The following is a 23,599-nucleotide window of genomic DNA, read 5'->3' on the forward strand; positions in this document are numbered from 1 at the left end:
GCGTCATGACTCCCGTCCTGTTTCAGGACGCCGCCCCTCGGCATTCGTGCCGAATGTCGACTCCAGCGGCGCCGAAGTCGACATTCGTGCCGAATCTCGGGTCAGGCGTTCTGCTTCGCCGGGGCGGACTGGAGGATACGGACCATGTTGCCGGACGGGTCGCGGAACGCGCAGTCCCGCGGGCCCCACGGCTGGTCGATGGGCTCCTGGAGCACCTCGGCGCCGGCGGCGCGGACGCGCTCGAACGCCGAGTCGAGGTCGTCGGTGCGGAACACGATCGGGCTCATCGAGCCTTTGACGACGAGCTCCTGGAGGGCGTCGCCGTCAGCCCGCGAACGGCCGGCGTGCGGGTCGCTGAGGACGACGGCGGCGTTCTCGTCGCCGGCCACCCCCAGGGTGATCCAGCGGTGGTCGCCGGAGGCGACATCCTGGATGACGTCGAGGCCGAGGGCGTCGCGGTAGAACGCGAGCGACTCTTCGGGGTCGAGGACGGTGATCTGTGAGTACTGAAGTGAAACGGTCATGAGTCGACTCTAGGAACCCCGGAACGGCGCCGCTTCTCCAAAACTGCTCAGGTCAGACGGCACGGGATCGGACCGGGCGCGTCCGCTGCCGGGCGATGCAGTCGGGCATCGCGCGCACCGCCGCGTGCTCGCGGGAACGGTACTCGCTGGGCGTCAGCCCGACGATCTCGCTGAACTTCGCGCTGAACGATCCGAGCGACGTACACCCGACCGCCATGCAGGCGTCGGTGACGCTCATCCCGCCGCGGAGCAGGGCCATCGCCCGTTCGATGCGTCGCGTCATGAGGTAGCTGTAGGGCGTCTCGCCGTAGGCCGCACGGAACTGGCGCGAGAAGTGCGCGGGCGACATAAAGGCGCGCGCGGCCATCATCGGGACGTCGAGCGGCTTCGCGTAGTCGCGGTCGATGAGGTCCCGGGCGCGGCGCAGGTGCGCCAGCGTCTGCAGCTCTTCCGGTGACACGCGTCGAGCGTAACATCGTGGGCCGTGCCGGCGGCAGGCCCGTTCCGCTAGCCCACCACCACCGGCGCCGGCTGCTCCGCACCCTCCACGAGACGGATGAAGGCGCTCAACTCGGTCACCCCGGCCGGAGTCGTCGGCAGGAACTCCGTGAGCTCTGGCGAGTGGACCAGGTACGCGGCCCATTTGGCCCGCGAGATCGCGACGTTCAGCCGGTTCTTCATCAGCAGGAACGACATCCCGCGCGGAACATCCACCGCGGACGATGCCGCCAGACTCACGATGGCGACGGCCGCTTCCTGCCCTTGGAACTTGTCCACCGTCCCGACGCGCACTCCGCGATAGCCTGCCGCGTCGAGAAGCGCTCGCACTTCTGCAAGCTGCGCGTTGTAGGGGGTCACCACGATGATGTCGTCCTCGCCGAGCGGCTGATCGTCACGCCCGGCCGCTTCGTCGCTCCAGGAGCGCCCGACCAGGTCGTGGACCAGCTCGACGACCGCCTCCGCCTCTTCGGGAGACGCGGTGGAGTTGCCGACGTGCAGCACGGGTACGGGATGCACGCCCGGCACGACCCCGCGGAGCTCCCGTTCGGACGCGCACGCGTGTGCCCGTAGCTTGCCCTCATACGACAGCCTCGACACCGCGGCGGCCAGCGCCGGATGCATGCGCCGCGTCTCGGCGAGGAAGTAGCCGTACTCCGGCGGGAGCACATCGTGCCCGTCGCTGACCCAGCCGAGGGCCGACCCGTCCACCGGTTCGGGATGCCGGCCCTGACTCACCTGCGGAAGCTGTTGGGGGTCGCCGAGCAGCAGGAGGTTCTTGGATGCGACGCCGACGGCGATCGTCGACGCCAGCGAGAACTGCCCCGCCTCGTCGACGACGAGCAGGTCGAGGCTGTCGCGTGGTACGCGCGCCGGATTCGCGAAATCCCACGCCGTGCCGCCGAGCACGAACCCGTGGCCTTCGTTGACGTCGGCGAACTCGAGGTGCCCGTTGGCCGCAAGCGGTGTGAACCGGTGCGAAGCGGACTCCTCCGGCTCTGCAGCCGCATCGTCGGGCTTGCTCACCCCGCTCGCCGCGCCACCCGCTCCCCCGCTCGGCACTTTCCCGACCATCGCCGCGTCGAGCCCGGCGGCGATCACGCGGTCGAGCAGGTTCTCGACCACGGCGTGCGACTGCGCGACCACGCCGACCTTCCAGCCGTGGTCGCTGACCAGCCGTGCGATGACGTGGGCGCCGAGGTACGACTTGCCCGTGCCGGGAGGGCCCTGGACCGCAAGGTAGGACCGGTCGAGGTCGAGCAGGCTCGCGACGACGGCGTCGATGGGGCCGTCGGCATCGATCGGGCCGTCGGCATCGATCGGGCCGCCTCCGTCGCTCGCGACACGATCCGACAGTGCGCCGGACCGGGTCCGCGGCGGTGTCCGTCGCAAGAGGTCGATCGTCGCGTCGACCGGCCAGGTCTCGTGATGCCGAGCGATCAGGAGCGCGGTGCCCCACTCGCGGATCGCCTCCCCGAGCCGACGCGAGTCGGGCGGCGCCGCGGGAGTGAGCGCGCTGGGAAGGTCACGGTAGGGCGGAATCTCTGGAGGAAGCGTCTCGCGCACGACGATCGACCCGTCCGGAAGCGCCTCGATGACGGCCACGGTGCGCGTTGCCCGCGCTCCGGGCTGCGCCCTCGGCTGCCGGAACGGCCCCGGGTATTCGTAGACCAGGTACGGCCCGCCTCGTTCGCTGACGCGCACGGCGCTTCCGGCGCCCCACGCGCCCGACAGCAGGAGCTCGCGCCGCTCCACCCGCTGCCCCTCGTCGAGGTACCAGTCGCGCAACACGACGGCTTTCTCCACCACCAGGACGTCGCGCGTCTCGCCCCACTCCTCGATCGGCTGGATCAGCCGCGCGAAGTGCGACTGCCAGAAGCTCTTCTGCTCACGCCGGTGGAAGTCGATGGCCGCCGCCGCCAAGGCCATGGCCCGGCGGTCGCCGCTGCGGTGCGGATCAAGAGGATCGCCCGCGAAGGCGAGGAGCCCGGCCCGCAAGGGCGACTCCTCGGTCGCCGCCTCGAGCTCCTCCATCGGCACCGACCCGATCGGGATGCCGTTCTCGGCTGCCCGGGCGAGCAGCCAGTCGCGCAAGCGGAGCGTCGAGACGCAGTCGTACCGGTTGTACTCTCCGATGTCGTCGAGCAGGGGCTGTGCCTCATCCAGCCGGCCGAGAGCGATGAGATCGCGCGCGTTCGCGTACTCGGTGATCGAGTCGGCGCCGTTGGTGACATCGCTCTCGCGCAGTTCGTCGCCCATGTAGAGCGGCTCGAGCTTCTTGATCGAATACGACCGCGAGCCCACACGAACCGCCTTGCGCACCAGCGGGTACAGGTCGACCATCACGTTCTCACGAAGGAGTGCGTCGACCTCCTCCTCGCCGACCCCGTGCCGGGCGGCCAGCGCGAGCAGGTGCGTCTGCTCGTAGGCGGCGTAGTGGTAGATGTGCATGCCCGGGTACTGGGCTCGCCGCTCGCGAACGTAAGCCAGGAACGCCTCGAGTGCCACGCGCTCTGCGGCGAAGTCGTGTGCCCAGAACGCGGTGAACTGCTCCGCGTCGTCCACTAAGCCGAACAGGTAGTCGAGGTTCCAGCGCTCACCCGCACCCTCGGTGTAGAGCGGGTCGCCTTCGAAGTCGAAGAAGATGTCGCCCGGGTTCGGATGCGGTAGAACCGCGAGAACCGGTGCGTTGAACACCCGGACCGGCGGCGGGGTGCCCGGCTCGGCCTGCAACTGCAGCCGCGCCTGCTCGCGCAGCCCGTCGAGCGTTCCCTCCGGGATGCCGTCGATCGGCCCCGTGCATGCGGCGAGCGCGTCGATGGTGCCGATGCCCGCGGCGACAAGATGCTCGCGCTGCGTGACCCGCATCCCGGCCACCAGGAGGACGTCGTGTGCCGCCTGCACCTCCGCGTCGCACGTGTCGCACCGGCCGTCGACCGTGAAGCGGGGGTCTCCCCATGCCACCGGTCCGTCGTCAGCGACGTGCTCGGCGATGATCGTCAGCAGCCGCGCGCGCCGCTTGCGGTACACCGGTTCGATGTCGCTCAAGGAGTGTTCACTGACGGAGCCGTCGCCCAGCAGAAGCTCGACCGTGTCGTCCACGTCGACGCCCATGCCGCGCAATTGCTCGGCGTACGCCGCCAGCTGGAGCAGCGCCGTGACCCGGGCGCTACGGGCGAGCTTGGAATCCTGCACCCGATATCGCCCGTCCGGCAGTCGCACGACGAAGTCGGCGAAACCCACGAACGATCCGTCGAAGAAGGTCGCCTGGAACACCACCTCAGCACCGCGCGCGAAGGCGTCAGCCGTCTGTCGCACCGCCTCCGCGAGCGACTCCGCCGTAAGCGGCGTCGGCCGCTCGATCTCCGCGACGCCCGCACCGAACCGCTCGCGATAGCGCTCCAGGATGCGGTGCTCGTGCTCGTCGCCCATGCGCGACGACCGCACGTACATCGGATCTTGGACCTCTTCGGTCTTCTCGAGGCGACCGAGCTTCACATCCACCGTGCGGAGGAAGGCGAACTCGCACTTCGACGCCTCGGTGAGGTCGCTCGCACTCGTGACGATGATCCCGTCGAGCAGGAACACGGCGACCTCCCTTCGTGCGGACGATCGGCCATCCGCTCTGCGAGACTATCGGCGACCACCGACAGCGGGCCGTTGTCCACAGGCCCGGCCGGAAACGGCGGACCGGCGTCCGCCTGTGATCACTTTTCCTTCGCAGCCGCCTTCACGGCGCGCTTGTGCTCCCGGACCCGCGTGAGCGAATCGGCGTCGACGATGTCGGCCACCGAACGATAGCCGTCCAGCCCGTAGTCGCCGGCCGCGTCCTGCCACCCCGCCGCCTGGAGGCCCTTCCGCTTGCCCAGCAGCGCCAGGAAGATCTTGGCCTTCTGTTCGCCGAATCCCGGCAGCGCCTTCAGCCGGCGCAGCACCTCGGCCCCGTCCGGGTCGCCCTGCGTCCAGATCGCGGCGGTGTCCCCACCCCACTCCGAGACGATCGCGGCGGCGAGCGCCTGCACCCGGCCCGCCATGGAGCCGGGGAACCGGTGGACCGCCGGAGTCTGCTTCATGACCTCGGCGAGCTTCTCCGGATCGGTCGCCGCCAGGGTCGCCGGGTCCAGCGAGCCGAGCCTGTCGCGCAGCTTGGCCGGGCCCGCGAAGGCTGTCTCCATCGGCACCTGCTGATCGAGAAGCATCCCGGTCAGGAGGGCGAACGGGGACTGGTCGAGGAGGGCGTCGGCTTCCGCGTCGCCGGTGATGTTGAGGGCCATCCCCTCAGCCTGCCACCAGCAGCAGGATGCCCGCCACAGTGGACAGCACCGCCAGCAGCAGCGCGACCCCGAGGAGCACGGCGTGCACGACGAGGAACGGGGTCGCGCGACCGGCGGCATCCCGCGCCCGCGCATCCTTCCGGACACGGGTGAAGAACCGCGGCCAGGCGAAGACGTTGAATACGGCGTTCAGGAACAGCACGATGGCGGCGAAGACGGTCATGGTCCCTCCAGCCTAGGCGGCGGCGCGAGCCGTCGCCGTCCGCCGCATCAATCGGCGGAGGCGACCAGCTGCACGCGGAGGGAGTCGACGCGTGTGGCGATCACGTCGTCGTTCGCCCAGCGCTGGGCGAGCCGGGCGAGGATCGCATCCAGCTCTTCGCGGGTGAGCCCGGCGGCGAGCGACAGCCGCACCACCAGCTCCTCGCCGGCCAGACGGCTCGCCGGGTCGCCCGCGACCAGGTGGACCTCGTGCACCCCGAGCTCCGGAGCGATGGATGCGCGGAACGCCTCGCCGACCAGAGGATCGCGGTCGCTCGGCAGCCACGGCGTCCCCTGCGCGACCGCCCACACCGCGGGCCGGCGGAGCACGAACTCCGTCTCGGACGTCGGGTCGAGCACGATGAGCTCGGTGCCTTCGGCTGCAGCCGCGAGCGCAGCGCGGCGACCCTGCGCAGGCACCGGCCGGGCGGCCGGATTCCACGCCTGCATGGCGGTCACCGACGAGAACACGGGCTGTACCGTGCGACCGTCCGGGCCGGCCACCCGCACGATCGACAGCTCCTGAGTCTTGTCGACGAGCATCCCGGCGTCGTTCTCGCCCTCCTCACCGAGCTCGGCGATCAGCGGGATGAGCAGCCGGGACTCGCGCAGAGCATCCACGACCCGATCCGGGCCGGCCTCGCCCGCGCGGAACGCCGCCAGCGCGCCGAGCAGGGCCGGAGGCGCCGACCCGTCGTCGTCGCCGAACGGGTTGTCGTCGAATGCCCGCCCCTCCCACGGCTGGCCGGCGGAGTCGGCGAGGGATGCGGCGAAGCCCGCGAGCCGGGCAGCGCCCTCGTCACTGGGCCCGTGCTCGGAAGGATCCGACCGCGACGGGCCGGATGCCGGATCCACGTCGTCAGCGCCCGGCGACATCCAGCGCCTCGGGAAGTGTGAACGCGCCGGCGTAGAGCGCCTTGCCGACGATGGCGCCTTCCAGCCCCAGCGGCACCAGCTCGCGCAGAGCGGCAATGTCGTCGAGGTTGGAGATGCCGCCGGAGGCGACGACCGGACGCTCGGTGCGGTCGAGCACCTGACGCAGCAGGTCGAGGTTCGGGCCGCGCAGGGTGCCGTCCTTGGTGACATCGGTGACGACGTAGCGCGCGCAGCCGGCGTCCTCGAGCCGGTCCAGGACCTCCCACAGGTCGCCGCCCTCGCGCGTCCAGCCGCGGGCCGCAAGGGTCGTGCCGCGAACATCCAGGCCCACGGCCACCGCCTCGCCGAACTGGCTGATCGCGCTGGCCGCCCACTCGGGGTTCTCCAGCGCCGCCGTGCCCAGGTTGACGCGGGTGGCGCCGGCGTCGAGCGCCTGCTTCAGCGAGTCGTCGTCGCGGATGCCGCCGGAGAGCTCGATGCTCACGCCGTGCACCTCGTGGATGACCTTGCGCAGCAGCGAGCGGTTCTCGCCGCGACCGAAGGCGGCGTCCAGGTCGACCAGGTGGATCCACTCGGCGCCCGCCTCGGCCCACTCGGCCGCCGCATCCACCGGGTCGCCGTAGCTGGTCTCGCTGCCGGCCTCACCCTGCGTGAGGCGGACTGCCTTGCCGTCGGCGACATCCACCGCCGGAAGGAGGACGAGTCGGGGCGTGGAGATGAAATCGGTCATGGGGTTCCTTGGATGTCGGTGCGCGAGCGGACGAAAGTGGCGAGCGCCGGGCTGGAGCGAGCGGACGGCTAGAGCGAGCGGACCCAGTTGCGGAGCAGCTGGATGCCCGCCTGCCCCGACTTCTCGGGGTGGAACTGCGTCGCGCTCAGCGGGCCGTTCTCGACCGCGGCGACGAACGGCGCTCCGTGATCGGCCCAGGTCACCTTCGGCTTAGGGAAGGGCCCCGACGGCTCCAGGGTCCAGTCCTGGGCCGCGTACGAGTGGACGAAGTAGAAGCGCTCGTCCGCAAGCCCCGCGAACAGCGTGGAGTCATCCGGGGCCCGCACCGTGTTCCAGCCCATGTGCGGCACGACCTCGGCGCGGATGAGGTCGACCGTCCCCGGCCACTCCCCCAGCCCCTCGGTTTCGAGGCCGTTCTCGACGCCGCGCTCGAACATGACTTGCATGCCGACGCAGATGCCGAGCACGGGGCGACCGCCCGCGAGCCGTCGGTCGATGACCTCGTCGCCGTGGGATGCGCGGAGCGCCTCGGCGACGGCGGTGAAGGCTCCGACGCCCGGCACGAGGAGGCCGTCGGCCTCCTGCGCACGTCGCCGGTTGCCGGTCAGCTCGACGTTCGCTCCGGCGGCTTCGAGCGCCTTGACGGCCGAGTGGACGTTGCCCGTCCCGTAGTCGAATACGACGACATCCGGCTTGTTCCCCTCGCTCACAGCGCCCCCTTGGTGGAGGGGATGCCGCTCACCAGCGGATCGAACGCCTTCGCCTGTCGGAACGCGCGCGCGAACGCCTTGAACTCCGCCTCGGCGATGTGGTGCGGGTCGCGGCCGGCGACGACGGTGATGTGCGTCGTGATGCGCGCGTTGAACGAGATCGCCTCGAAGACATGGCGCACCATCGAGCCCGTGAAGTGCCCGCCGATCAGGTGCAGCTCGAAACCGGCCGGCTCGCCGGTGTGCACGAGGTAAGGACGCCCGGAGATGTCGACGACCGCCTGCACCAGGGCCTCGTCGAGCGGAACGAGGGCATCGCCGTAGCGCGAGATGCCGGCTTTGTCGCCGAGCGCCTCCCGGATCGCCTGCCCCAGCACGATGCCGATGTCTTCGACCGTGTGGTGCACATCGATGTCGGTGTCGCCGGTGGCGCGGATGCGCAGATCGGTGAGCGAGTGCTTGGCGAATGCGGTCAGCAGGTGGTCGTAGAAGGGGACGCTCGTCTGGATGTCGGAGGTGCCCGTGCCGTCGAGGTCGAGGCTCAGCTCGATGCTCGACTCGCTGGTCTCCCGCGTGACCGTGGCGGCGCGATTCGTCATGCGTCCGAGTCTACCGGGGCGTCCTGCACCCTCTCCGGGGCCGGGTCGGCGGCGGTGTCGGCCGCGGCGTCCGCGCCCGGACGGCCGAGCGCTGCCAGCGCCTCGAGGAATGCGGTGGTCTCGGCCTCGGTGCCGGCGGTGACCCGCAGGTGGTGCGGGATCCCGACGTCGCGGATGAGGATGCCGCGCTCGGCGAGGGCCTCGAAGGTCGCGTGCGGGTCGGCCACGCCGCCGAACAGGACGAAGTTGCTCCCGCTGCGGTGCGGTGTGTATCCCAGGCGTGCGAGTTCGGACACCAGCCGGTCGCGCTGCCCGCGGATCTCGCCGACGGTCGCGAGCATCTCGTCGGAGTGCGCGAGAGCGCCCAGGGCCGCCGCCTGCGTGAGCGCGGACAGGTGGTACGGCAGGCGGACGAGGCGCAGGGCATCGTTCACGGCCGGGCCCGCGGCGAGGTAGCCGACGCGGGCGCCGGCGAACGCGAATGCCTTGCTCATGGTCCGTGACACGAGCAGTCGCGGGCGGCCGGGAAGGAGGGTCAGAGCGGAGAGCTCGCCCTCGGGCATGAACTCGGCGTACGCTTCGTCCACCACGACGATCCCCCGGGCGGCGTCGTACACCGCTTCGATGGTGTCGAGGCCGAGCGGCGTTCCCGTGGGGTTGTTCGGGGAGCAGAGGATGACGATGTCCGGGTCGGTGCGACGGATCTCGGCGACTGCCGTCTCGGGAGAGAGCTCGTAGTCGGCGTCGCGGCCGCCGGTGAGGTAGCCGGTGCCTGTGCCCGAGGCCAGCAGCGGGTACATCGAGTAGGTGGGCGCGAAGCCGAGCAGGGTGCGCCCGGGTCCGCCGAAGGCCTGGAGGATGTGCTGCAGCACCTCGTTGGAGCCGTTGGCCGCCCAGATGTTCTCCGGCGTCAGCCCGTGACCCAGGTAGCGGGCGAACGCGGCGCGCAACTCGGTGAACTCCCGATCCGGGTAGCGGTTCACCCCGCCAACCGCCGCTGCGACGCGAGCGACGATGTCGGCGGCGACATCCTCCGGCACCGGATGCGTGTTCTCGTTCACGTTGAGCGCGACGGGCACCGGACGCTGCGGAGCGCCGTACGGGGAGCGACCGCGGAGGTCCTCCCGGATCGGCAGCTCGGAGAGAGAAGTCACCGTTTCATCGTAGTCAGCGCTCCCCGCGGTTTCGCCGCGTGACGAGCCGAGGGCGATTCGTGGAAGGACTCGTCAGTGCGCGTACTTCGTCGGGACGGCGAGCTGTTGCCCGGGCGACACGACCGCGGAGTCGAGACCATTGAGCGACACGATGTCGGCGATCACGTCGCGCGCGTCGGCGTTCGGCGCGATGCGCTCGGCCACCGACCAGAGTGAGTCACCCGACTGCACCGAGACGTACTGGAAGGCGACGTGCGTCTGGTCGCCGGTCGCGACCGCGCCTCCGCCGTTGAGGGCGAACACCATCGCGCCGATGACCAGCGGGAGCGCGACCAGGGCCGACAGCACCGCGCGACCACGCCGCGTGAGGCGCAGGCGAACACGCGCTCCCTCAGGCAGGGACGGGACCGCACGAAGGGTGGGAACCGACTCGCTCATCAGTACTGCACTCATGGCCGTGACCTCCTCAGACTCGCGGGTGCGAAGCTGTGTTCCGAATGTATCTTCGAATGTCTGAATCCGCAAGCGGCCCTCTTCCGAGGAATTACGGGGAAAAGTTCGCGACACGCTCGAACACATGTTTGTCTTCCCTTCCCGACGCGGATACAGTTTCGACTGTCTGAGAACATCAGATCAGGTACCACCGACATTCCTGCCGGGGAGCATCCCGGAGGTCGCCGAGGTCACGAGAGGACTCCCGTGTCGAACGAGAACCAGGCCCGCGGAGGCACCCGCCGCCGCAAGAACCTGAGTGACAAGCAACTGGCGATCCTCGACTTCATCCAGCGGTCGGTCGGCCAGCGCGGCTATCCGCCGAGCATGCGCGAGATCGGAGACGCCGTCGGGCTCTCCTCCCTCTCCTCCGTCACGCACCAGCTGAACCAGCTGGAGCTGAGCGGATACCTCCGGCGCGACCCCAACCGTCCGCGGGCCCTTGAGATCCTGATCGACCTGCCGGCCTCGTCCTCGGTGACCCCGGACTACGAGAACCAGACCCCCGTCGGCGACGCCGCGATGGTCCCCCTCGTCGGGCGGATCGCCGCCGGTATCCCGATCACCGCCGAGCAGCAGGTGGACGAGGTGTTCCCGCTTCCCCGTCAACTCGTCGGCAACGGCGAGCTCTTCATGCTGAAGGTCATCGGCGAGTCGATGATCGACGCGGCGATCTGCGACGGCGACTGGGTCGTCATCCGCCAGCAGAACACCGCGGAGAACGGCGACATCGTCGCGGCGATGCTCGACGACGAGGCGACGGTCAAGGTCTTCCGGCAACGCGACGGCCACACCTGGCTGCTGCCGCGGAACTCGAACTTCGAGCCGATCCTGGGCGACTTCGCACAGGTGCTGGGCAAGGTCGTTGCGGTCCTCCGCGCGGTCTGAGCCGATCCCCCGCTGAGTGGTGACCAGATGTCACCATCCGGCCGGAATAGCAGCAACGACTCACGACTCGGACGCGGTCACGCCCAGCCGAGCTCCTGCAGCCGCTCGTCGGAGAGGCCGAAGTAGTGGCCGATCTCGTGCACGAGGGTGATCCGCACCCGCGCACGCAACTCCTCGACCGTCGACGCCGACGCCTCGAGGTTGTTGCGGAACAGCGTGATCCGGTCCGGTAGCTCGCCGAACCCGTACACCGATCGGCGCGTCAGCGGTCGCCCGCTGTACAGCCCGAACAGCCGCGGGCGGGCGCCCGCGGGCTGGTCCTCGATGAGGATCGCAACGTTCTCCACCGGCCCGACCATGTCGTCCGGCAGCTCGTCGAAGATGTCGCCGACCATCCGCTCGAATTCGCCGTCCGAGATGTACACCATGTGGTCATCCTCACACGGCGCCGGCCCCGGTTCGCTGTGCGCGTACCGGGGCCGGCGTCAGACCGAGGAGCGACGATTCAGGCGCTGACCGACGCCCGCTCCCGCACCCCGCGCGTCGCCTCGATGATGTTCCGCAGCGACGCGACCGTCTCGTCGTAGCCGCGCGTTTTCAGGCCGCAGTCCGGGTTCACCCAGAGCTGCCGCCCGGGGATGGCGCTGAGCGCCGTCTCCAGCAACTCGGTGACCTCCTCGACCGACGGCACCCGCGGCGAGTGGATGTCGTACACGCCCGGCCCGATGCCGTGCTCGAACCCGGAACGCTGGATGTCGTGCACGACCTCCATGCGGCTGCGGGCCGCCTCGATGCTGGTCACGTCGGCGTCGAGGTTGCGGATCGCGTCGATGACCACGCCGAACTCCGAGTAGCAGAGGTGAGTGTGGATCTGGGTGCGGTCGGCGACACCGGACGTCGCCAGCCGGAACGAGCCCACCGACCATTCGAGGTAGTCGTCCTGGTCGGCCTTCTTGAGCGGCAGCAGCTCGCGCAGCGCCGGCTCGTCGACCTGGACGACCCGGATGCCGGCCTCTTCCAGGTCGGCGATCTCGTCCCGCAGAGCCAGGGCGACCTGCCTCGCGGTCTCGCCCAGCGGCTGGTCGTCGCGCACGAACGACCAGGCGAGGATCGTGACCGGGCCGGTCAGCATCCCCTTCACCGGCTTCTCGGTGAGGCTCTGTGTGTACGCCGACCAGTCGACCGTGATGGGCGCCGTACGAGAGACATCGCCCCACAGGATGGACGGGCGCGTACAGCGGGAGCCGTATGACTGCACCCAACCGTTGCGGGTGACGGCGAAGCCCTCGAGATTCTCGGCGAAGTACTGCACCATGTCGTTGCGCTCGGGCTCGCCGTGCACGATGACATCGATCCCGATCTCCTCCTGGAGGTCGACGACGCGCTTGATCTCGTCGCGCATCCGCCCCAGGTACTCGGCCTCACTGATGAGGCCTGCCGCGAGCTGCGCCCGCGAGCGGCGGATGTCGGCCGTCTGCGGGAAGGAGCCGATGGTGGTCGTCGGCAGGAACGGCAGCGCGAGCGCCTCGTCCTGCGCGGCCAGCCGGTCGTCGTAGTCGCCGCGACGGAAGTCCGCCTCGGTCAGAGCGGCCTCGCGCTCGCGCACCGCCGGCACGCGCACGCCCGGCGCCGACGCCCGGTCGGCGAGGGCGGCCGTCGCGGCCGTGAGCTCCTCCTGGATCGCCTCGTGCCCATCCACGATCCCGCGGGCGAGCACCGCGACCTGGGCCACCTTCTGGTCGGCGAAGGCCAGCCATGACGTCAGCCGCGCATCCAGGTCCGGCTCGTCGTCGACGTCGTGCGGCACGTGGAGCAGCGAAGTGGAGGTTGACACGGTGACCTCTGGACTCAGCGACAGGAGCTCGGTGAGCGTGCCGAACGCCGCCTCCAGATCGCCGCGCCAGATGTTGTGCCCGTCGAGCACGCCGCCGACGACAGTCTTCTGCGACAAGCCGGATGCGGTGGTCGCATCGAGGCCCGAGGGGATGCTTCCCCGCACCAGGTCCAGGTGGAGCGCCTCCACCGGGCTCGTGGCGAGCGCGGGCAGGGCGTCGTCGAGGCTGCCGTACGGCGCGGCGACGAAGATCGCCGGGCGGTCGGTCGCCGAGCCGAGCAGGTCGTACGTCTGCCGCACGGCGGCGAGGACCGCATCCCGCGGCTCGTCGATGCTCTCGCTGACCAGGGCCGGCTCGTCGAGCTGCACCCACGGAGCGCCGGCTGCCGCCAGTCGTGCGAGGAGCTCGCGGTACACCGGAAGCAGGTCGGCGAGACGGGAGAGCGGACGGAAGCCCTCCGACGCATCGTCCGCCGGCTTGCTCAGGAGCAGGAACGTCACGGGTCCGACGATCACCGGGCGCGTGACGAAGCCTGCCTCGCGGGCCTCCTCGAACTCGCGCACGATGCGGTCGGAGGCCAGCCGGAACTCCGTCGCCGGGCCGATCTCCGGCACCAGGTAGTGGTAGTTGGAGTCGAACCACTTGGTCATCTCCAGCGGCGGGTTCTCCCCCTCGCCGCGGGCGATCGTGAAGTAGCCGGCCAGGTCGACAGCGCCGGTCGAGTCAGCGAGGGCGGCGAAGCGGGTGGGCACCGCGCCGACCGTGACGGCCGCATCCAGCACCTGGTCGTAGAAGCTGAAGCTCTCCGGGATGGATGCATCGGTGCGTCCGAGCCCCAGCGCCGCCAGCCGCTCGCGGGTCGCCGCGCGCAACCCGGCGGCCGTCGCCTCCAGCCCGTCCGCGTCGATGCTGCCGGCCCAGAAAGCCTCGACGGCTTTCTTGAGCTCGCGGCGACGCCCGATTCGCGGGTAGCCGATGATGGTGCCCACCGGGAACGCGGGGCGGGCCGAAGCGGGGGTCGTGTTGCTCATGCTGGTTCCTTTGCAGTGGCCGGTTTCGGCGGGGTGGTTGATGAAGCACGGGTGGATGAAGCGCGGGTGGATGCGGCGGGCGCGGCGGGCGGAAGGCCGCCGATGCGGTCGAGGACAGACAGCACCGCCTCATGCTGGTTGAACGTGTACAGGTGGAGGCCGGGGGCGCCGCCCTCGAGCAGCCGCTGGCCGAGCCGCGCCGCCCACGCGATGCCGATCTCCCGCCGGCCCTCGTCGGTGGGCTCGACCTCCAGCTCGATGGCGAGGTCGCTGGGAAGGTCTTCCCCGCTCAGCTCCAGCATCCGCTTCAGGCGGGCAGGGCTCGTGACCGGCATGATGCCCGGCAGGATGGGGAACGTCACGCCCGCCTCGGCGGCCCGCTGCGCGAAGTGGAGATAGTCCTCCGCGTGGAAGAACAGCTGGGTGATCCCGAGGTTGGCGCCGGCGGCCTGCTTGGCAAGCAGGGCGTCGATGTCCTGCGAGACCGAGTGGGACGACGGGTGGCCGTTCGGGAAGGCGGCGACGGCGATCTGCACGTGCTCACGGTGCTCGAGAACGGCTTGCGCCTGCAGCTCCGGCACGAGCAGCTCGCCGTAGGGGGCGCGCTCGGCCTGCACCCGGTGGATGAGTTGCACGAGCTCCGCGGTCGTGCGGATGTCGCCGATGCCGTCCTCGCCCTCCGGGAGGTCCGCCGGCGGGTCGCCGCGCACGGCGAGGAAGCGGCGCACGCCCGCATCCAGGAAGTCGCGGATCAGCCGGTGCGCCTCCTCGTGCGACGACCCGACGCAGGTGAGATGCGCCATCGCGCTCACGTCCGTGTGCTCCAGGATGTAGCGGAGCACGTCGAGGGAGGCCGTCCGGGAGGAGCCGCCGGCGCCGTAGGTCACCGAGATGAAGTCGGGCCGCGTCGCAGCGAGCAGGTCGATCGTGCCCGGGAGCGCCGTCGCGGCGCGCTCGGTGCGCGGCGGGTACAGCTCGAAAGAGAACCGGGCCTCAGTACAGCTCATGGGTTCCTCGGATGGTGGTCGGACAGCGGCACGGCGACACTCCGCTCCTGCTCTCACAGGGCGGGGTTCACACGGGCGGGTGCCGGGCTCGGCTGTCGCACCAACGTCGGCGGTCGCCCGCGTGACGTTGTCAGGCAATCTAGCAACGCGAAAGGCCGGACGGAATCGCCCGCGTCATCCAGTGACACAGACGGCCGTCCGGCCCTTCTCGTGTTGCGTCGCGCTTACTTCGCCGGGGTGACCTCGAACGGCTCGAACGCCGCGTGGTACTCGGGCATGATCCGCGCGGTGACGCGGGTGCCCTCCTCCACATACTCGGTCGAGATGACCCGGCCCCGCTCGTGCAGAGCGGAGATCAGGTCGCCGCGGTCGTACGGCACCACCAGCTCCACCTCGAGGGACGGATCCGGCAGCAGCCGCGCGATGGCGGCGAGCACCTCGTCGATGCCCTCGCCGGTCCGGGCCGACGCGAAGATCGCGCCAGGCTCCAGCCCTCGCAGCACCAGCCGCTCGTCAGCGGGGATCAGATCGGCCTTGTTGAAGACCACGATCTCCGGGATGTCGCGGGCGCCCACCTCGCCGATCACGTCGCGCACGGTCGCCAGCTGCGAAGCCGGATCCGGGTGCGACCCGTCGACGACGTGCAGGATGACGTCGGAGTCGGCGACCTCCTCCAGTGTCGAGCGGAACGCCTCCACCAGCTGATGCGGCAGATTGCGCACGAAGCCGACGGTGTCGGCGAGCGTGTACAGGCGGCCGTCGGCGGTGACACTGCGGCGGACCGTCGCATCCAGCGTCGCGAACAGCGCGTTCTCGACCAGCACGCCGGCCTTGGTCACGCGGTTCAGCAGGCTCGACTTGCCGGCGTTGGTGTAGCCGGCGATCGCCACAGAGGGCACCGAGTTGCGGTTGCGGTTGGCCCGCTTCGCCTCCCGTGCCGGCTTGAAACCGGCGATCTGCTTGCGCAGCCGGGCCATGCGGGTGTGGATGCGGCGACGATCCAGCTCGATCTTCGTCTCACCTGGACCACGCGAACCCATGCCGGCGCCCGCGCCGCCCACCTGGCCACCGGCCTGGCGGGACATCGACTCGCCCCAGCCGCGCAGACGCGGCAGCAGGTACTCGAGCTGCGCGAGCTCGACCTGCGCCTTGCCCTCGCGGCTCTTGGCGTGCTGGCTGAAGATGTCGAGGATCACGGCCGTGCGGTCGATCACCTTCACCTTCACCACGTCCTCCAGCGCACGGCGCTGGCTCGGGGCAAGCTCCGTGTCGGCGATCACGGTGTCCGCGCCGAGCGCGGCGACGACGCCCGCCAGCTCTTCCGCCTTGCCGCGGCCGAGGTAGGTGCTGGGGTCGGGATGCGGACGGCGCTGCAGCAGTCCGTCCAGCACCGCGGCTCCGGCCGTCTCGGCCAGTGCAGCAAGCTCCCGCATCGAGTTCTCGGCGTCCTGCAGGGAGCCCTGCGAGTACACGCCGATGAGCACCACATTCTCCAGCCGGAGTTGCCGGTACTCGACCTCGGTGACGTCTTGCAGTTCGGTCGACAGCCCGGAGACGCGGCGCAACGCCGCGCGCTCCTCACGGTCGAACTGCTCACCGTCGTGGTTGCCGCCGTCGACGGCGTCGCTCTGCAGCGCCTGCGCCCGCGAGGACCCGGCGGCGCCGAACAGCGTCACGCTCGCGCGGTTCCCCTCGGTGGCGAGCACGCGCGCGACCACGTCGTCTGCGTCGTGTTCGCGGATGTCGGTCTTATCAGTCATTCAGTTCCCCGATCCGGGTTAACCCTAGTTTGTTCGTGTCCTGTACGGTCTGCTTATGGCCAGCGGAGATCACTACTTTTCCTCGGCGCCCGAGAGCGAGATGAACCTGCGGCCGTTCACCGCGCACCTCGCCGGTCAGACCTACGAGCTGGTGACAGCTAATGGGATCTTCAGCCCCGAGCGCGTCGACATGGGCACGCGAGTGCTGCTGGACCATGTCCCCTCACCGCCGCCCGGGGGTCAGTTCCTCGACCTCGGCTGCGGCTGGGGGCCGCTGGCTCTCACACTTGCTCTCGAATCCCCTCATGCGACGGTCTGGGCCGTCGACGTCAACAACCGAGCTCTGGATCTGGTCCGCAGGAATGCAGAGAAGCTCGGCCTCACCAATGTAAACCCGGTGACGCCCGATAATGTTCCCGATGACGTGCGGTTTACGACGATCTGGTCGAACCCGCCGATCCGCGTCGGCAAGAACGAGCTGCACAACATCCTCGAGCGCTGGCTTCCTCGGCTCGAGCCGGGATCGGACGCGTGGCTCGTCGTGCAGCGCAACCTCGGCAGCGACTCGCTGCACCGGTGGATCCAGAGTACCTTCCCCGAGCTGACCACCGCCCGGGTGGCCACCTCGAAGGGCTACCGCGTGCTCCGCTCCCGCTCCCACGCCGACGCCTGACCGGCTCGCCGGCAGGATAGAGGGTCAGGCGAGGTCTAGGGTGCCGGTGAAGACGAGCTCGGCGGGGCCGGAGAGACCGACGTGCTCGCCATCCTCCGTCGGGAACATCCGGACGCCCACGGTGCCGCCCGGCACATCCACGCGCCACTGGTTCGGGGCGCCTTCACCGGCCCAATAGCGGACAGCGAGAGCCGCAGCCGCCGCGCCCGTGCCGCAGGACAGGGTCTCGCCGCTGCCGCGCTCGTGCACGCGCATGCGGATGCGGCCGACGCCGTCCTTCACGAGCGGCTCGCGCGGCACCACGAACTCGACGTTCGCCCCGTGCTCTGGAGTCGGCTCCAGGTGCGGGATGTAGGAGAGGTCGGCAGCATCCAGCTCGTCGTCATCGGCGACGGCGACGACCACGTGCGGGTTGCCCATGTCGATGCCGAGCCCCGGGCGGGCGACGGGGAGCTCTTTCGCGCGGACGAGCGGCTCGCCGCCGGCGAGGTCCCAGCGGCCCAGGTCGACCTGGAAACCGGTCGTGCTGCGCTGCACGTCGCGCACGCCCGAGCGGGTGCCGATCGCCAGCGTCCCGCCTTCCGGGAGTTCGGCCAGCCCGCTCTCCAGCAGGTAGCGCACGTACACGCGGATGCCGTTGCCGCACATCTCGGCGGGCGACCCGTCGGCGTTGTAGTAGTCCATGAACCAGGTCGCGGCGTCGTCTTCCGCGAGCGCGGCCTCACCCTCCGGGAGATGCGCCGAGCGGACGGCGCGGATCACGCCGTCGGCACCCACGCCGAAGTGACGGTCGCAGATCTCGGCGATCTGGCTGGCCGTGAGCGGCAGACGTCCCTCCGGGTCGGAGTACAGCACGAAGTCGTTGCCGGTGCCCTGACCCTTGGTGAAGTGGATGGTCGCCATGGTCTCCAGCCTAGCGACCGGTGGGAGGGGCTCCCGCTGTGTCGACGATCGTCAGCGCCGCATCCACCAGATCCGGGGCGTCGTAGTCGAGCCAGTGGATGCCCGGGTAGCGCTTGAACCAGCTGACCTGGCGACGAGCGTAACGACGGGTCAGCTGCTGCGTCTGCGCGATCGCCTCCACGCGGGACAGTTCGCCACGCTGCTCTGCGAGTGCCTGCGCGTAGCCGATGGCGCGACGAGCGGTGACGCCGTCGTCGATGCCCCGCGGGATCAGTGCGGCCGCTTCTGCGGGGAGGCCGTCCGCCCACATCCGCTCCACTCGGGCGTCGAGCCGCTCGACGAGCTGCTCCCGCGGCGCTGCGAGGCCGACGATCGCTGACGGCTCGTGCCAGAGCCGAGGCTCCTCGGGCAGCTCTCCGCTGACGGACGTTCCGGTCAGCTCGGCGACTTCGAGGGCGCGGACGATGCGCCGGCCGTTGCGCGATCCGATCCGGCGGGCCGCGTCGGGATCGCGCTCGGCCAATCGCTGGAAGAGCATCCCCGGTCCGTGCTGGGTGAGCTCGGCTTCGAGCCGGGCGCGAAGTTCCGGATCGGTCCCGGGAAATTGAAGGTCGAAGAGGACGCTGGAGACGTAGAGACCCGAACCGCCGACCAGGATGGGGACCGCGCCGCGATCGAGTATCGCTTCGATGGTCCCGCGGGCCTCGGGCTGGTATCGGGCGACGGTCGCCTCGTCGGTCACGTCGAGCACATCGAAGAGGTGGTGCGGGATGTCGCGCCACTCGTCGGACGGCAGCTTGGCCGTGCCGATGTCCATGCCCCGATACAGCTGCATCGCGTCGGCGTTGACGACCTCGGCCGATTGGCCCCGCGTGCGGAGGGCGTCTGCGAGGGCGAGCGAGAGGTCGGTCTTGCCGGTTCCCGTCGACCCGACGATGGCGACGAGCGGCAGGGCGGGCACCGGGTTCAGCGCTGCCCGTCCGTCGGGTCGTAGATGGGCATCGTGCCGACGCCGGGCGACGTCAGCGGCTCGCGGGTGCGGAGGGCCGGCACGCCGACGCGTAGGGTCGGAAGGCCGAGGGAGACACGTCCCGCCTCTGCGGTCGAGGCACCACCGTGTGCGGGGACGGCGCAGGACTCGGCTTCGGCCCGGTCCCAGGCGTCCCCCGCGCGGGTGCGCCGGATCCGCAGCGGCTCACCGTCGGCGGAGTCGGCGATGAGGTGGTGCGGAGCCGCCTGCGTCACCCGCACGGTGACGACGTCGCCGGGGCGCGGGATCTCGGACCCGGCCGGGACCTCGAAGTGGACGAGCCGGCTGTCACGGGCGCGCCCGCTGAGGCGGTGGGTGTCGGCATCCTTCCGCCCTTCGCCGTTGGCGACGAGGAGCTCGACCTCCCGGCCGATGAGCGCTCGGTTCTCCTCCTCGGAGATGCGCTCCTGAAGGGCGATGAGCCGGTTGTACCGCTCCTGAACGATCTCCTTCGGCACCTGCTCCTCCATGGTCGCCGCTGGGGTTCCCGGGCGGATGGAGTACTGGAAGGTGAAGGCGGAGGCGAAGCGCGCGGCCTCGACGACGCGGAGGGTCTCTTGGAAGTCTTCCTCGGTCTCGCCCGGGAAGCCGACGATGATGTCGGTGCTGATGGCCGCGTCCGGCAGCTTCGCCCGGACCCGGTCGAGGATGCCGAGGAACTTCTCCGAACGGTACGAGCGCCGCATGGAGCGGAGAATGCGGTCGGAGCCGGACTGCAGCGGCATGTGCAGCTGCGGCATGACGTTCGGCGTCTCGGCCATCGCGTCGATCACGTCGTCGGTGAAGGCGGCGGGATGCGGGCTTGTGAAGCGGATGCGCTCGAGCCCGTCGATCGTGCCGGCGGCGCGGAGCAGTTTGCCGAAGGCCTGCCGGTCGCCGAACTCGACGCCGTAGGAGTTGACGTTCTGTCCGAGCAACGTGACCTCGATGGCGCCGTCGTCGACCAGCGCCTGGATCTCGGCCAGGATGTCGCCCGGGCGGCGGTCTTTCTCCTTGCCGCGCAGCGACGGGACGATGCAGAACGTGCACGTGTTGTTGCAGCCGACCGAGATGGACACCCATCCCGAGTACGACGAGTCGCGTTTCGTCGGGAGTGTCGACGGGAAGGTTTCGAGGGACTCGAGGATCTCGATCTCGGCCGCATCGTTGTGGCGGGCGCGTTCCAGGAGGCTGGGGAGGGCGCCCATGTTGTGGGTGCCGAACACGACGTCGACCCAGGGGGCCTTCTCGAGGATGACGTTCTTGTCCTTCTGGGCGAGGCAGCCGCCGACCGCGATCTGCATGCCTTCGTGACGCCGCTTCACGCCTGCGAGGTGGCCCAGATTGCCGTACAGCTTGTTGTCGGCGTTCTCGCGTACGGCGCACGTGTTGATGACGACGATGTCCGCCTCTTCGCCGTTCGCCGGAACGTAGCCGGCCGCTTCGAGCGACCCGCTGAGCCGCTCGGAGTCGTGCACGTTCATCTGGCAGCCGAAGGTGCGCACCTCGTAGGTGCGCGCCCGGCCATCGGCACGGACCGCGGCCTCGGAGGGCTCGATGACGCTGCGCTGTTCCAGGATGCTCATGATGGCGACAAGTCTACGTTTTCCGTGGGCCGCCCGACGACCCGTGGGCCGCCGTGCCGCTCACTGGAATCGGACGCCCGAGCCGCCGCGCGACCGCCGCCCGGCGAACGCGGCATCCATCGACTGACGGATCACGCTGGAGGAGTACCCCTTGCGTGCCAGAAACCCGTGCAACCGGCGCCGGGCCGTCTCATCGTCGTACGACGACAGCTGGCCGATGCGCTTCACGGCGAGCTCGGTGGCGCGATCGAGCTCATCGTCCTCACCGATGTCGGCGAGGGCCGCCTCGATGAGTTCCGGATCGATGTGCCTGCGTGCGAGATCCTGCTGGATCGCGGTGCGGCCGAGTCCTTTGCGGCTGTGCTGGGTGAAGGCGAGCGTCGCGGCGAGAGACGCATCATCGATCACGCCGAGCGTTTCGAGCCGATCGAGCTCGGGACCATAGACCTCCGGATCGATCTCGCGCTTGTTCAGGAGCTGCTCGAGCTCCCAGCGCGACATGCCCCGACGGGCCAGCTGCCGGATCGCGAGCCCGTTGGTCTTGCGCGCCTGCCGGATGGCCTCGTCATCCTGTTCGTCGTCCTCCGCCGCGACGGGTGACGCTGCCAGCGCACGGGACTCCGAGCCCCAGGTGTTGTTCCACCCCGCGCCACCGGGCAGCTCGGCCACCGGCCGGGTGCCACCGCCGCGCGACGGATGATCGTCGCCATCTCGACGCCGGGCGGGCGCCGCACGGCGGAGTGGAGTAACGGGAGCGAGCCGCTCCTGCTCCTCTGCTCCGTCGCGCGACGATCCGTCGCCCGCGTTGTCCTCGGACGAGGACGGGAACTTCACCACCACGAGGATTCCCTTCGGGAGGCGGACGGCACGATCACGCGCCCTTGCGAGCCTTCAGCTTGTCTTCGATGGATCCGACGTTCGACGGCTCTTCCGCCACAGCGTTCGGGTCGGCCATGATTCCGAGCTTGATCTTGATCTTCTGCTCGATCTCTGCGGCGATGTCGGGGTTCGCGATCAGGAAGTTACGCGAGTTTTCCTTGCCCTGACCGAGCTGGTCACCCTCGTAGGTGTACCAGGCACCCGACTTCTTCACGATCGCGTGCTCAACACCGAAGTCGATCAGGCTGCCCTCGCGAGAGATGCCGACGCCGTAGAGGATGTCGAACTCGGCCTGCTTGAAAGGCGGCGCCATCTTGTTCTTGACCACCTTGACGCGGGTGCGGTTACCCACCGCGTCGGTGCCGTCCTTCAGAGTCTCGATACGACGGATGTCGAGTCGCACGGACGCATAGAACTTGAGCGCCTTGCCGCCGGCGGTCGTCTCGGGGCTGCCGAAGAACACGCCGATCTTCTCGCGCAGCTGGTTGATGAAGATCATCGTGGTGTTCGTCTGGCTGAGGCCACCGGTCAGCTTGCGGAGCGCCTGCGACATGAGGCGCGCCTGGAGGCCGACGTGGGAGTCACCCATCTCGCCCTCGATCTCAGCGCGGGGCACGAGGGCCGCGACGGAGTCGATGACGATGAGGTCGATGGAGCCGCTTCGGACGAGCATGTCGGCGATCTCGAGCGCCTGCTCACCGGTGTCGGGCTGCGAGACCAGCAGGGCGTCGATGTCGACGCCGAGCTTGCGGGCGTACTCCGGGTCGAGCGCGTGCTCGGCGTCGATGAAGGCCGCGATACCACCGGCGCGCTGTGCGTTGGCGATCGCGTGCAGCGTCAGAGTGGTCTTACCCGACGACTCCGGGCCGTAGATCTCGATGATGCGGCCGCGCGGCAGACCACCGATGCCGAGCGCGACATCCAGCGCGATCGATCCGGTCGGTACGACCTCGACAGGGGCGCGTTCGTCGCTGCCCAGCCGCATGACGGAGCCCTTGCCGAACTGGCGGTCGATCTGCGCGAGGGCTGTTTCCAGGGCCTTCTCGCGGTCTGCAGGTGATGGCATTACGGTTCTCCTTCGTGGGCTTCGCTTCGGTTCGACTCTAGGAGGGACGTCCGACACTCGAAGCGAGGGACGCGCATCTGTGGACAACCGGTTTTCGACTGCCGTTGTGAAGAAGTCTAGCCAGATCCGAACATATCTTCGAGGGGTTCGAACCGGCGTGTCGCGGTGCGATCAGCGTTTGGGCGCGGGTTTGCCGGCGCCGTACCAGTGCGAGGAGGGCACGCCCGTCTCCCTACACAGCGCGAGCCACACCTCGCGGGGCGGAAGGCCGGCGGAGAGCGCCTCCGAGGCCGTGCGTCCGCCCAGTTCGCCGATGACGAGGTCGGTCAGCAGCGCCTGACCGTAGGTGCTGCCGAACTCGTCCGAGACGGCTCGCTGGAACTCGCTGAGCTTCATGGGTCCTTACTTCAGGAGAACGGATGGATGAGAAAACGAAGGACGCCCCGCATCAGCGGGGCGTCCTCGTGAGCGTTGGGAATCAGCGGGCGACCAGGTCGGAATCCATCGCCGTGACGAACTCGTCCGGAACCGTGTCCGGAATCACCGGCTCGAGACCTTCGAGCACCGCGATCCGGTCGCCGACCTCGCGCATGATCACCGACACCGGTGTCTCGAGCGCGTCGGCCACCGAGGCGAGGATCTCACTCGACGCCTCCTTCTGACCGCGCTCGACCTCGCTGAGGTACCCGAGCGCGACGCTGGCCTTGCTGGCGACCTGTCGGAGCGTACGACCCTTTTGCAGGCGGAAGTCCCTGAGCACGTCGCCTATTTCCTGACGTACAAGAATCATTCGGAGCCTCCCTCTCTTACCCTGCCGACGTATCGATGGGATACGAATGTACCG

At 69.6% G+C, this 23,599-nt stretch carries 24 protein-coding genes; 2 read left to right on the forward strand and 22 right to left on the reverse strand.

Annotated elements, in window-relative coordinates:
• Positions 1-101 precede the first annotated feature (101 nt).
• The 11 genes from AB7E03_RS05860 to AB7E03_RS05910 all read right to left on the reverse strand — a co-directional run bounded on the left by AB7E03_RS05860 (position 102) and on the right by AB7E03_RS05910 (position 10,079).
• Positions 102-524 carry a VOC family protein gene (locus tag AB7E03_RS05860; RefSeq protein WP_489940124.1) on the reverse strand — a complete coding sequence of 141 codons (423 nt, stop codon included), beginning with the start codon at positions 522-524 and terminating at the stop codon, positions 102-104.
• A 52-nt stretch (positions 525-576) separates the two neighbouring features.
• Positions 577-984 carry a helix-turn-helix transcriptional regulator gene (locus tag AB7E03_RS05865; RefSeq protein WP_489940126.1) on the reverse strand — a complete coding sequence of 136 codons (408 nt, stop codon included), beginning with the start codon at positions 982-984 and terminating at the stop codon, positions 577-579.
• Positions 985-1,031: 47 nt separating this feature from the next.
• Positions 1,032-4,610, reverse strand: coding sequence for a TM0106 family RecB-like putative nuclease (locus AB7E03_RS05870; RefSeq protein ID WP_489940128.1), 3,579 nt, complete (start codon positions 4,608-4,610; stop codon positions 1,032-1,034).
• A gap of 119 nt (positions 4,611-4,729) precedes the next feature.
• On the reverse strand, positions 4,730-5,296 hold the full coding sequence (locus AB7E03_RS05875) for an HhH-GPD-type base excision DNA repair protein (RefSeq protein ID WP_489940130.1): 567 nt from the start codon (positions 5,294-5,296) through the stop codon (positions 4,730-4,732).
• 4 nt (positions 5,297-5,300) lie between these two features.
• Positions 5,301-5,519, reverse strand: a complete 219-nt coding sequence (locus AB7E03_RS05880; RefSeq protein ID WP_489940132.1) for an SCO4848 family membrane protein — start codon at positions 5,517-5,519, stop codon at positions 5,301-5,303.
• Positions 5,520-5,566: 47 nt separating this feature from the next.
• Positions 5,567-6,433: an SseB family protein gene (locus AB7E03_RS05885; protein WP_489940134.1), complete on the reverse strand. Its 867-nt coding sequence runs from the start codon at positions 6,431-6,433 to the stop codon at positions 5,567-5,569.
• Positions 6,417-7,163, reverse strand: a complete 747-nt coding sequence (gene priA, locus AB7E03_RS05890) for a bifunctional 1-(5-phosphoribosyl)-5-((5-phosphoribosylamino)methylideneamino)imidazole-4-carboxamide isomerase/phosphoribosylanthranilate isomerase PriA (RefSeq protein ID WP_489940136.1) — start codon at positions 7,161-7,163, stop codon at positions 6,417-6,419. Before priA ends, AB7E03_RS05885 begins: the two co-directional genes overlap by 17 nt.
• 68 nt (positions 7,164-7,231) lie before the next feature.
• Positions 7,232-7,873: an imidazole glycerol phosphate synthase subunit HisH gene (gene hisH, locus AB7E03_RS05895; protein WP_489940138.1), complete on the reverse strand. Its 642-nt coding sequence runs from the start codon at positions 7,871-7,873 to the stop codon at positions 7,232-7,234.
• Positions 7,870-8,472: an imidazoleglycerol-phosphate dehydratase HisB gene (gene hisB, locus AB7E03_RS05900; protein ID WP_489940140.1), complete on the reverse strand. Its 603-nt coding sequence runs from the start codon at positions 8,470-8,472 to the stop codon at positions 7,870-7,872. The genes hisH and hisB overlap by 4 nt, the downstream gene beginning before the upstream one ends.
• Positions 8,469-9,626, reverse strand: coding sequence for a histidinol-phosphate transaminase (locus AB7E03_RS05905; protein WP_489940142.1), 1,158 nt, complete (start codon positions 9,624-9,626; stop codon positions 8,469-8,471). The genes hisB and AB7E03_RS05905 overlap by 4 nt, the downstream gene beginning before the upstream one ends.
• A gap of 72 nt (positions 9,627-9,698) precedes the next feature.
• A complete protein-coding gene (locus AB7E03_RS05910; RefSeq protein ID WP_489940144.1) occupies positions 9,699-10,079 on the reverse strand; it encodes a LysM peptidoglycan-binding domain-containing protein in 381 nt (126 codons plus the stop codon).
• A gap of 246 nt (positions 10,080-10,325) precedes the next feature.
• Here AB7E03_RS05910 and lexA point away from each other — a divergent pair, with 246 nt between their 5' ends.
• Positions 10,326-11,006, forward strand: coding sequence for a transcriptional repressor LexA (gene lexA / locus AB7E03_RS05915; RefSeq protein WP_489940146.1), 681 nt, complete (start codon positions 10,326-10,328; stop codon positions 11,004-11,006).
• A 77-nt stretch (positions 11,007-11,083) separates the two neighbouring features.
• On the opposite strand, the gene AB7E03_RS05920 is transcribed toward lexA, so the two are convergent.
• The 4 genes from AB7E03_RS05920 to hflX all read right to left on the reverse strand — a co-directional run bounded on the left by AB7E03_RS05920 (position 11,084) and on the right by hflX (position 16,639).
• Complete coding sequence (locus tag AB7E03_RS05920) at positions 11,084-11,434, reverse strand: metallopeptidase family protein (protein WP_489940148.1); 351 nt, start codon at positions 11,432-11,434, stop codon at positions 11,084-11,086.
• Positions 11,435-11,511: 77 nt separating this feature from the next.
• The gene (gene metE, locus AB7E03_RS05925; protein WP_489940150.1) at positions 11,512-13,872 is read right to left on the reverse strand and encodes a 5-methyltetrahydropteroyltriglutamate--homocysteine S-methyltransferase; all 2,361 of its coding nucleotides are present in this window, start codon (positions 13,870-13,872) and stop codon (positions 11,512-11,514) included.
• Positions 13,869-14,879, reverse strand: a complete 1,011-nt coding sequence (locus tag AB7E03_RS05930) for a methylenetetrahydrofolate reductase (RefSeq protein ID WP_489940152.1) — start codon at positions 14,877-14,879, stop codon at positions 13,869-13,871. Before AB7E03_RS05930 ends, metE begins: the two co-directional genes overlap by 4 nt.
• 224 nt (positions 14,880-15,103) lie before the next feature.
• On the reverse strand, positions 15,104-16,639 hold the full coding sequence (gene hflX / locus AB7E03_RS05935) for a GTPase HflX (protein WP_489940154.1): 1,536 nt from the start codon (positions 16,637-16,639) through the stop codon (positions 15,104-15,106).
• A 55-nt stretch (positions 16,640-16,694) separates the two neighbouring features.
• Between hflX and AB7E03_RS05940 the strand changes: the two genes are divergently transcribed.
• Complete coding sequence (locus AB7E03_RS05940; RefSeq protein WP_489940156.1) at positions 16,695-17,312, forward strand: class I SAM-dependent methyltransferase; 618 nt, start codon at positions 16,695-16,697, stop codon at positions 17,310-17,312.
• Between the two features lie 24 nt (positions 17,313-17,336).
• On the opposite strand, the gene dapF is transcribed toward AB7E03_RS05940, so the two are convergent.
• From dapF to AB7E03_RS05975, 7 genes are all read right to left on the reverse strand, one after another.
• The gene (gene dapF, locus AB7E03_RS05945; RefSeq protein WP_489940158.1) at positions 17,337-18,215 is read right to left on the reverse strand and encodes a diaminopimelate epimerase; all 879 of its coding nucleotides are present in this window, start codon (positions 18,213-18,215) and stop codon (positions 17,337-17,339) included.
• 10 nt (positions 18,216-18,225) lie between these two features.
• Positions 18,226-19,176: a tRNA (adenosine(37)-N6)-dimethylallyltransferase MiaA gene (miaA, locus tag AB7E03_RS05950; protein WP_489940160.1), complete on the reverse strand. Its 951-nt coding sequence runs from the start codon at positions 19,174-19,176 to the stop codon at positions 18,226-18,228.
• A gap of 5 nt (positions 19,177-19,181) precedes the next feature.
• On the reverse strand, positions 19,182-20,810 hold the full coding sequence (miaB, locus tag AB7E03_RS05955; protein ID WP_489940162.1) for a tRNA (N6-isopentenyl adenosine(37)-C2)-methylthiotransferase MiaB: 1,629 nt from the start codon (positions 20,808-20,810) through the stop codon (positions 19,182-19,184).
• A gap of 60 nt (positions 20,811-20,870) precedes the next feature.
• Positions 20,871-21,650, reverse strand: coding sequence for a regulatory protein RecX (locus AB7E03_RS05960; protein WP_489940164.1), 780 nt, complete (start codon positions 21,648-21,650; stop codon positions 20,871-20,873).
• A gap of 31 nt (positions 21,651-21,681) precedes the next feature.
• Positions 21,682-22,755 carry a recombinase RecA gene (gene recA, locus AB7E03_RS05965; protein ID WP_441781837.1) on the reverse strand — a complete coding sequence of 358 codons (1,074 nt, stop codon included), beginning with the start codon at positions 22,753-22,755 and terminating at the stop codon, positions 21,682-21,684.
• A 171-nt stretch (positions 22,756-22,926) separates the two neighbouring features.
• The gene (locus AB7E03_RS05970) at positions 22,927-23,151 is read right to left on the reverse strand and encodes a DUF3046 domain-containing protein (protein ID WP_489940166.1); all 225 of its coding nucleotides are present in this window, start codon (positions 23,149-23,151) and stop codon (positions 22,927-22,929) included.
• Positions 23,152-23,233: 82 nt separating this feature from the next.
• Positions 23,234-23,545 (reverse strand): helix-turn-helix domain-containing protein, encoded by a 312-nt coding sequence (locus AB7E03_RS05975; protein WP_441781835.1) that lies wholly within the window; start codon positions 23,543-23,545, stop codon positions 23,234-23,236.
• Between the last annotated feature and the right edge of the window lie 54 nt (positions 23,546-23,599).

This window comes from Leifsonia sp. RCC_180, from assembly GCF_058138205.1.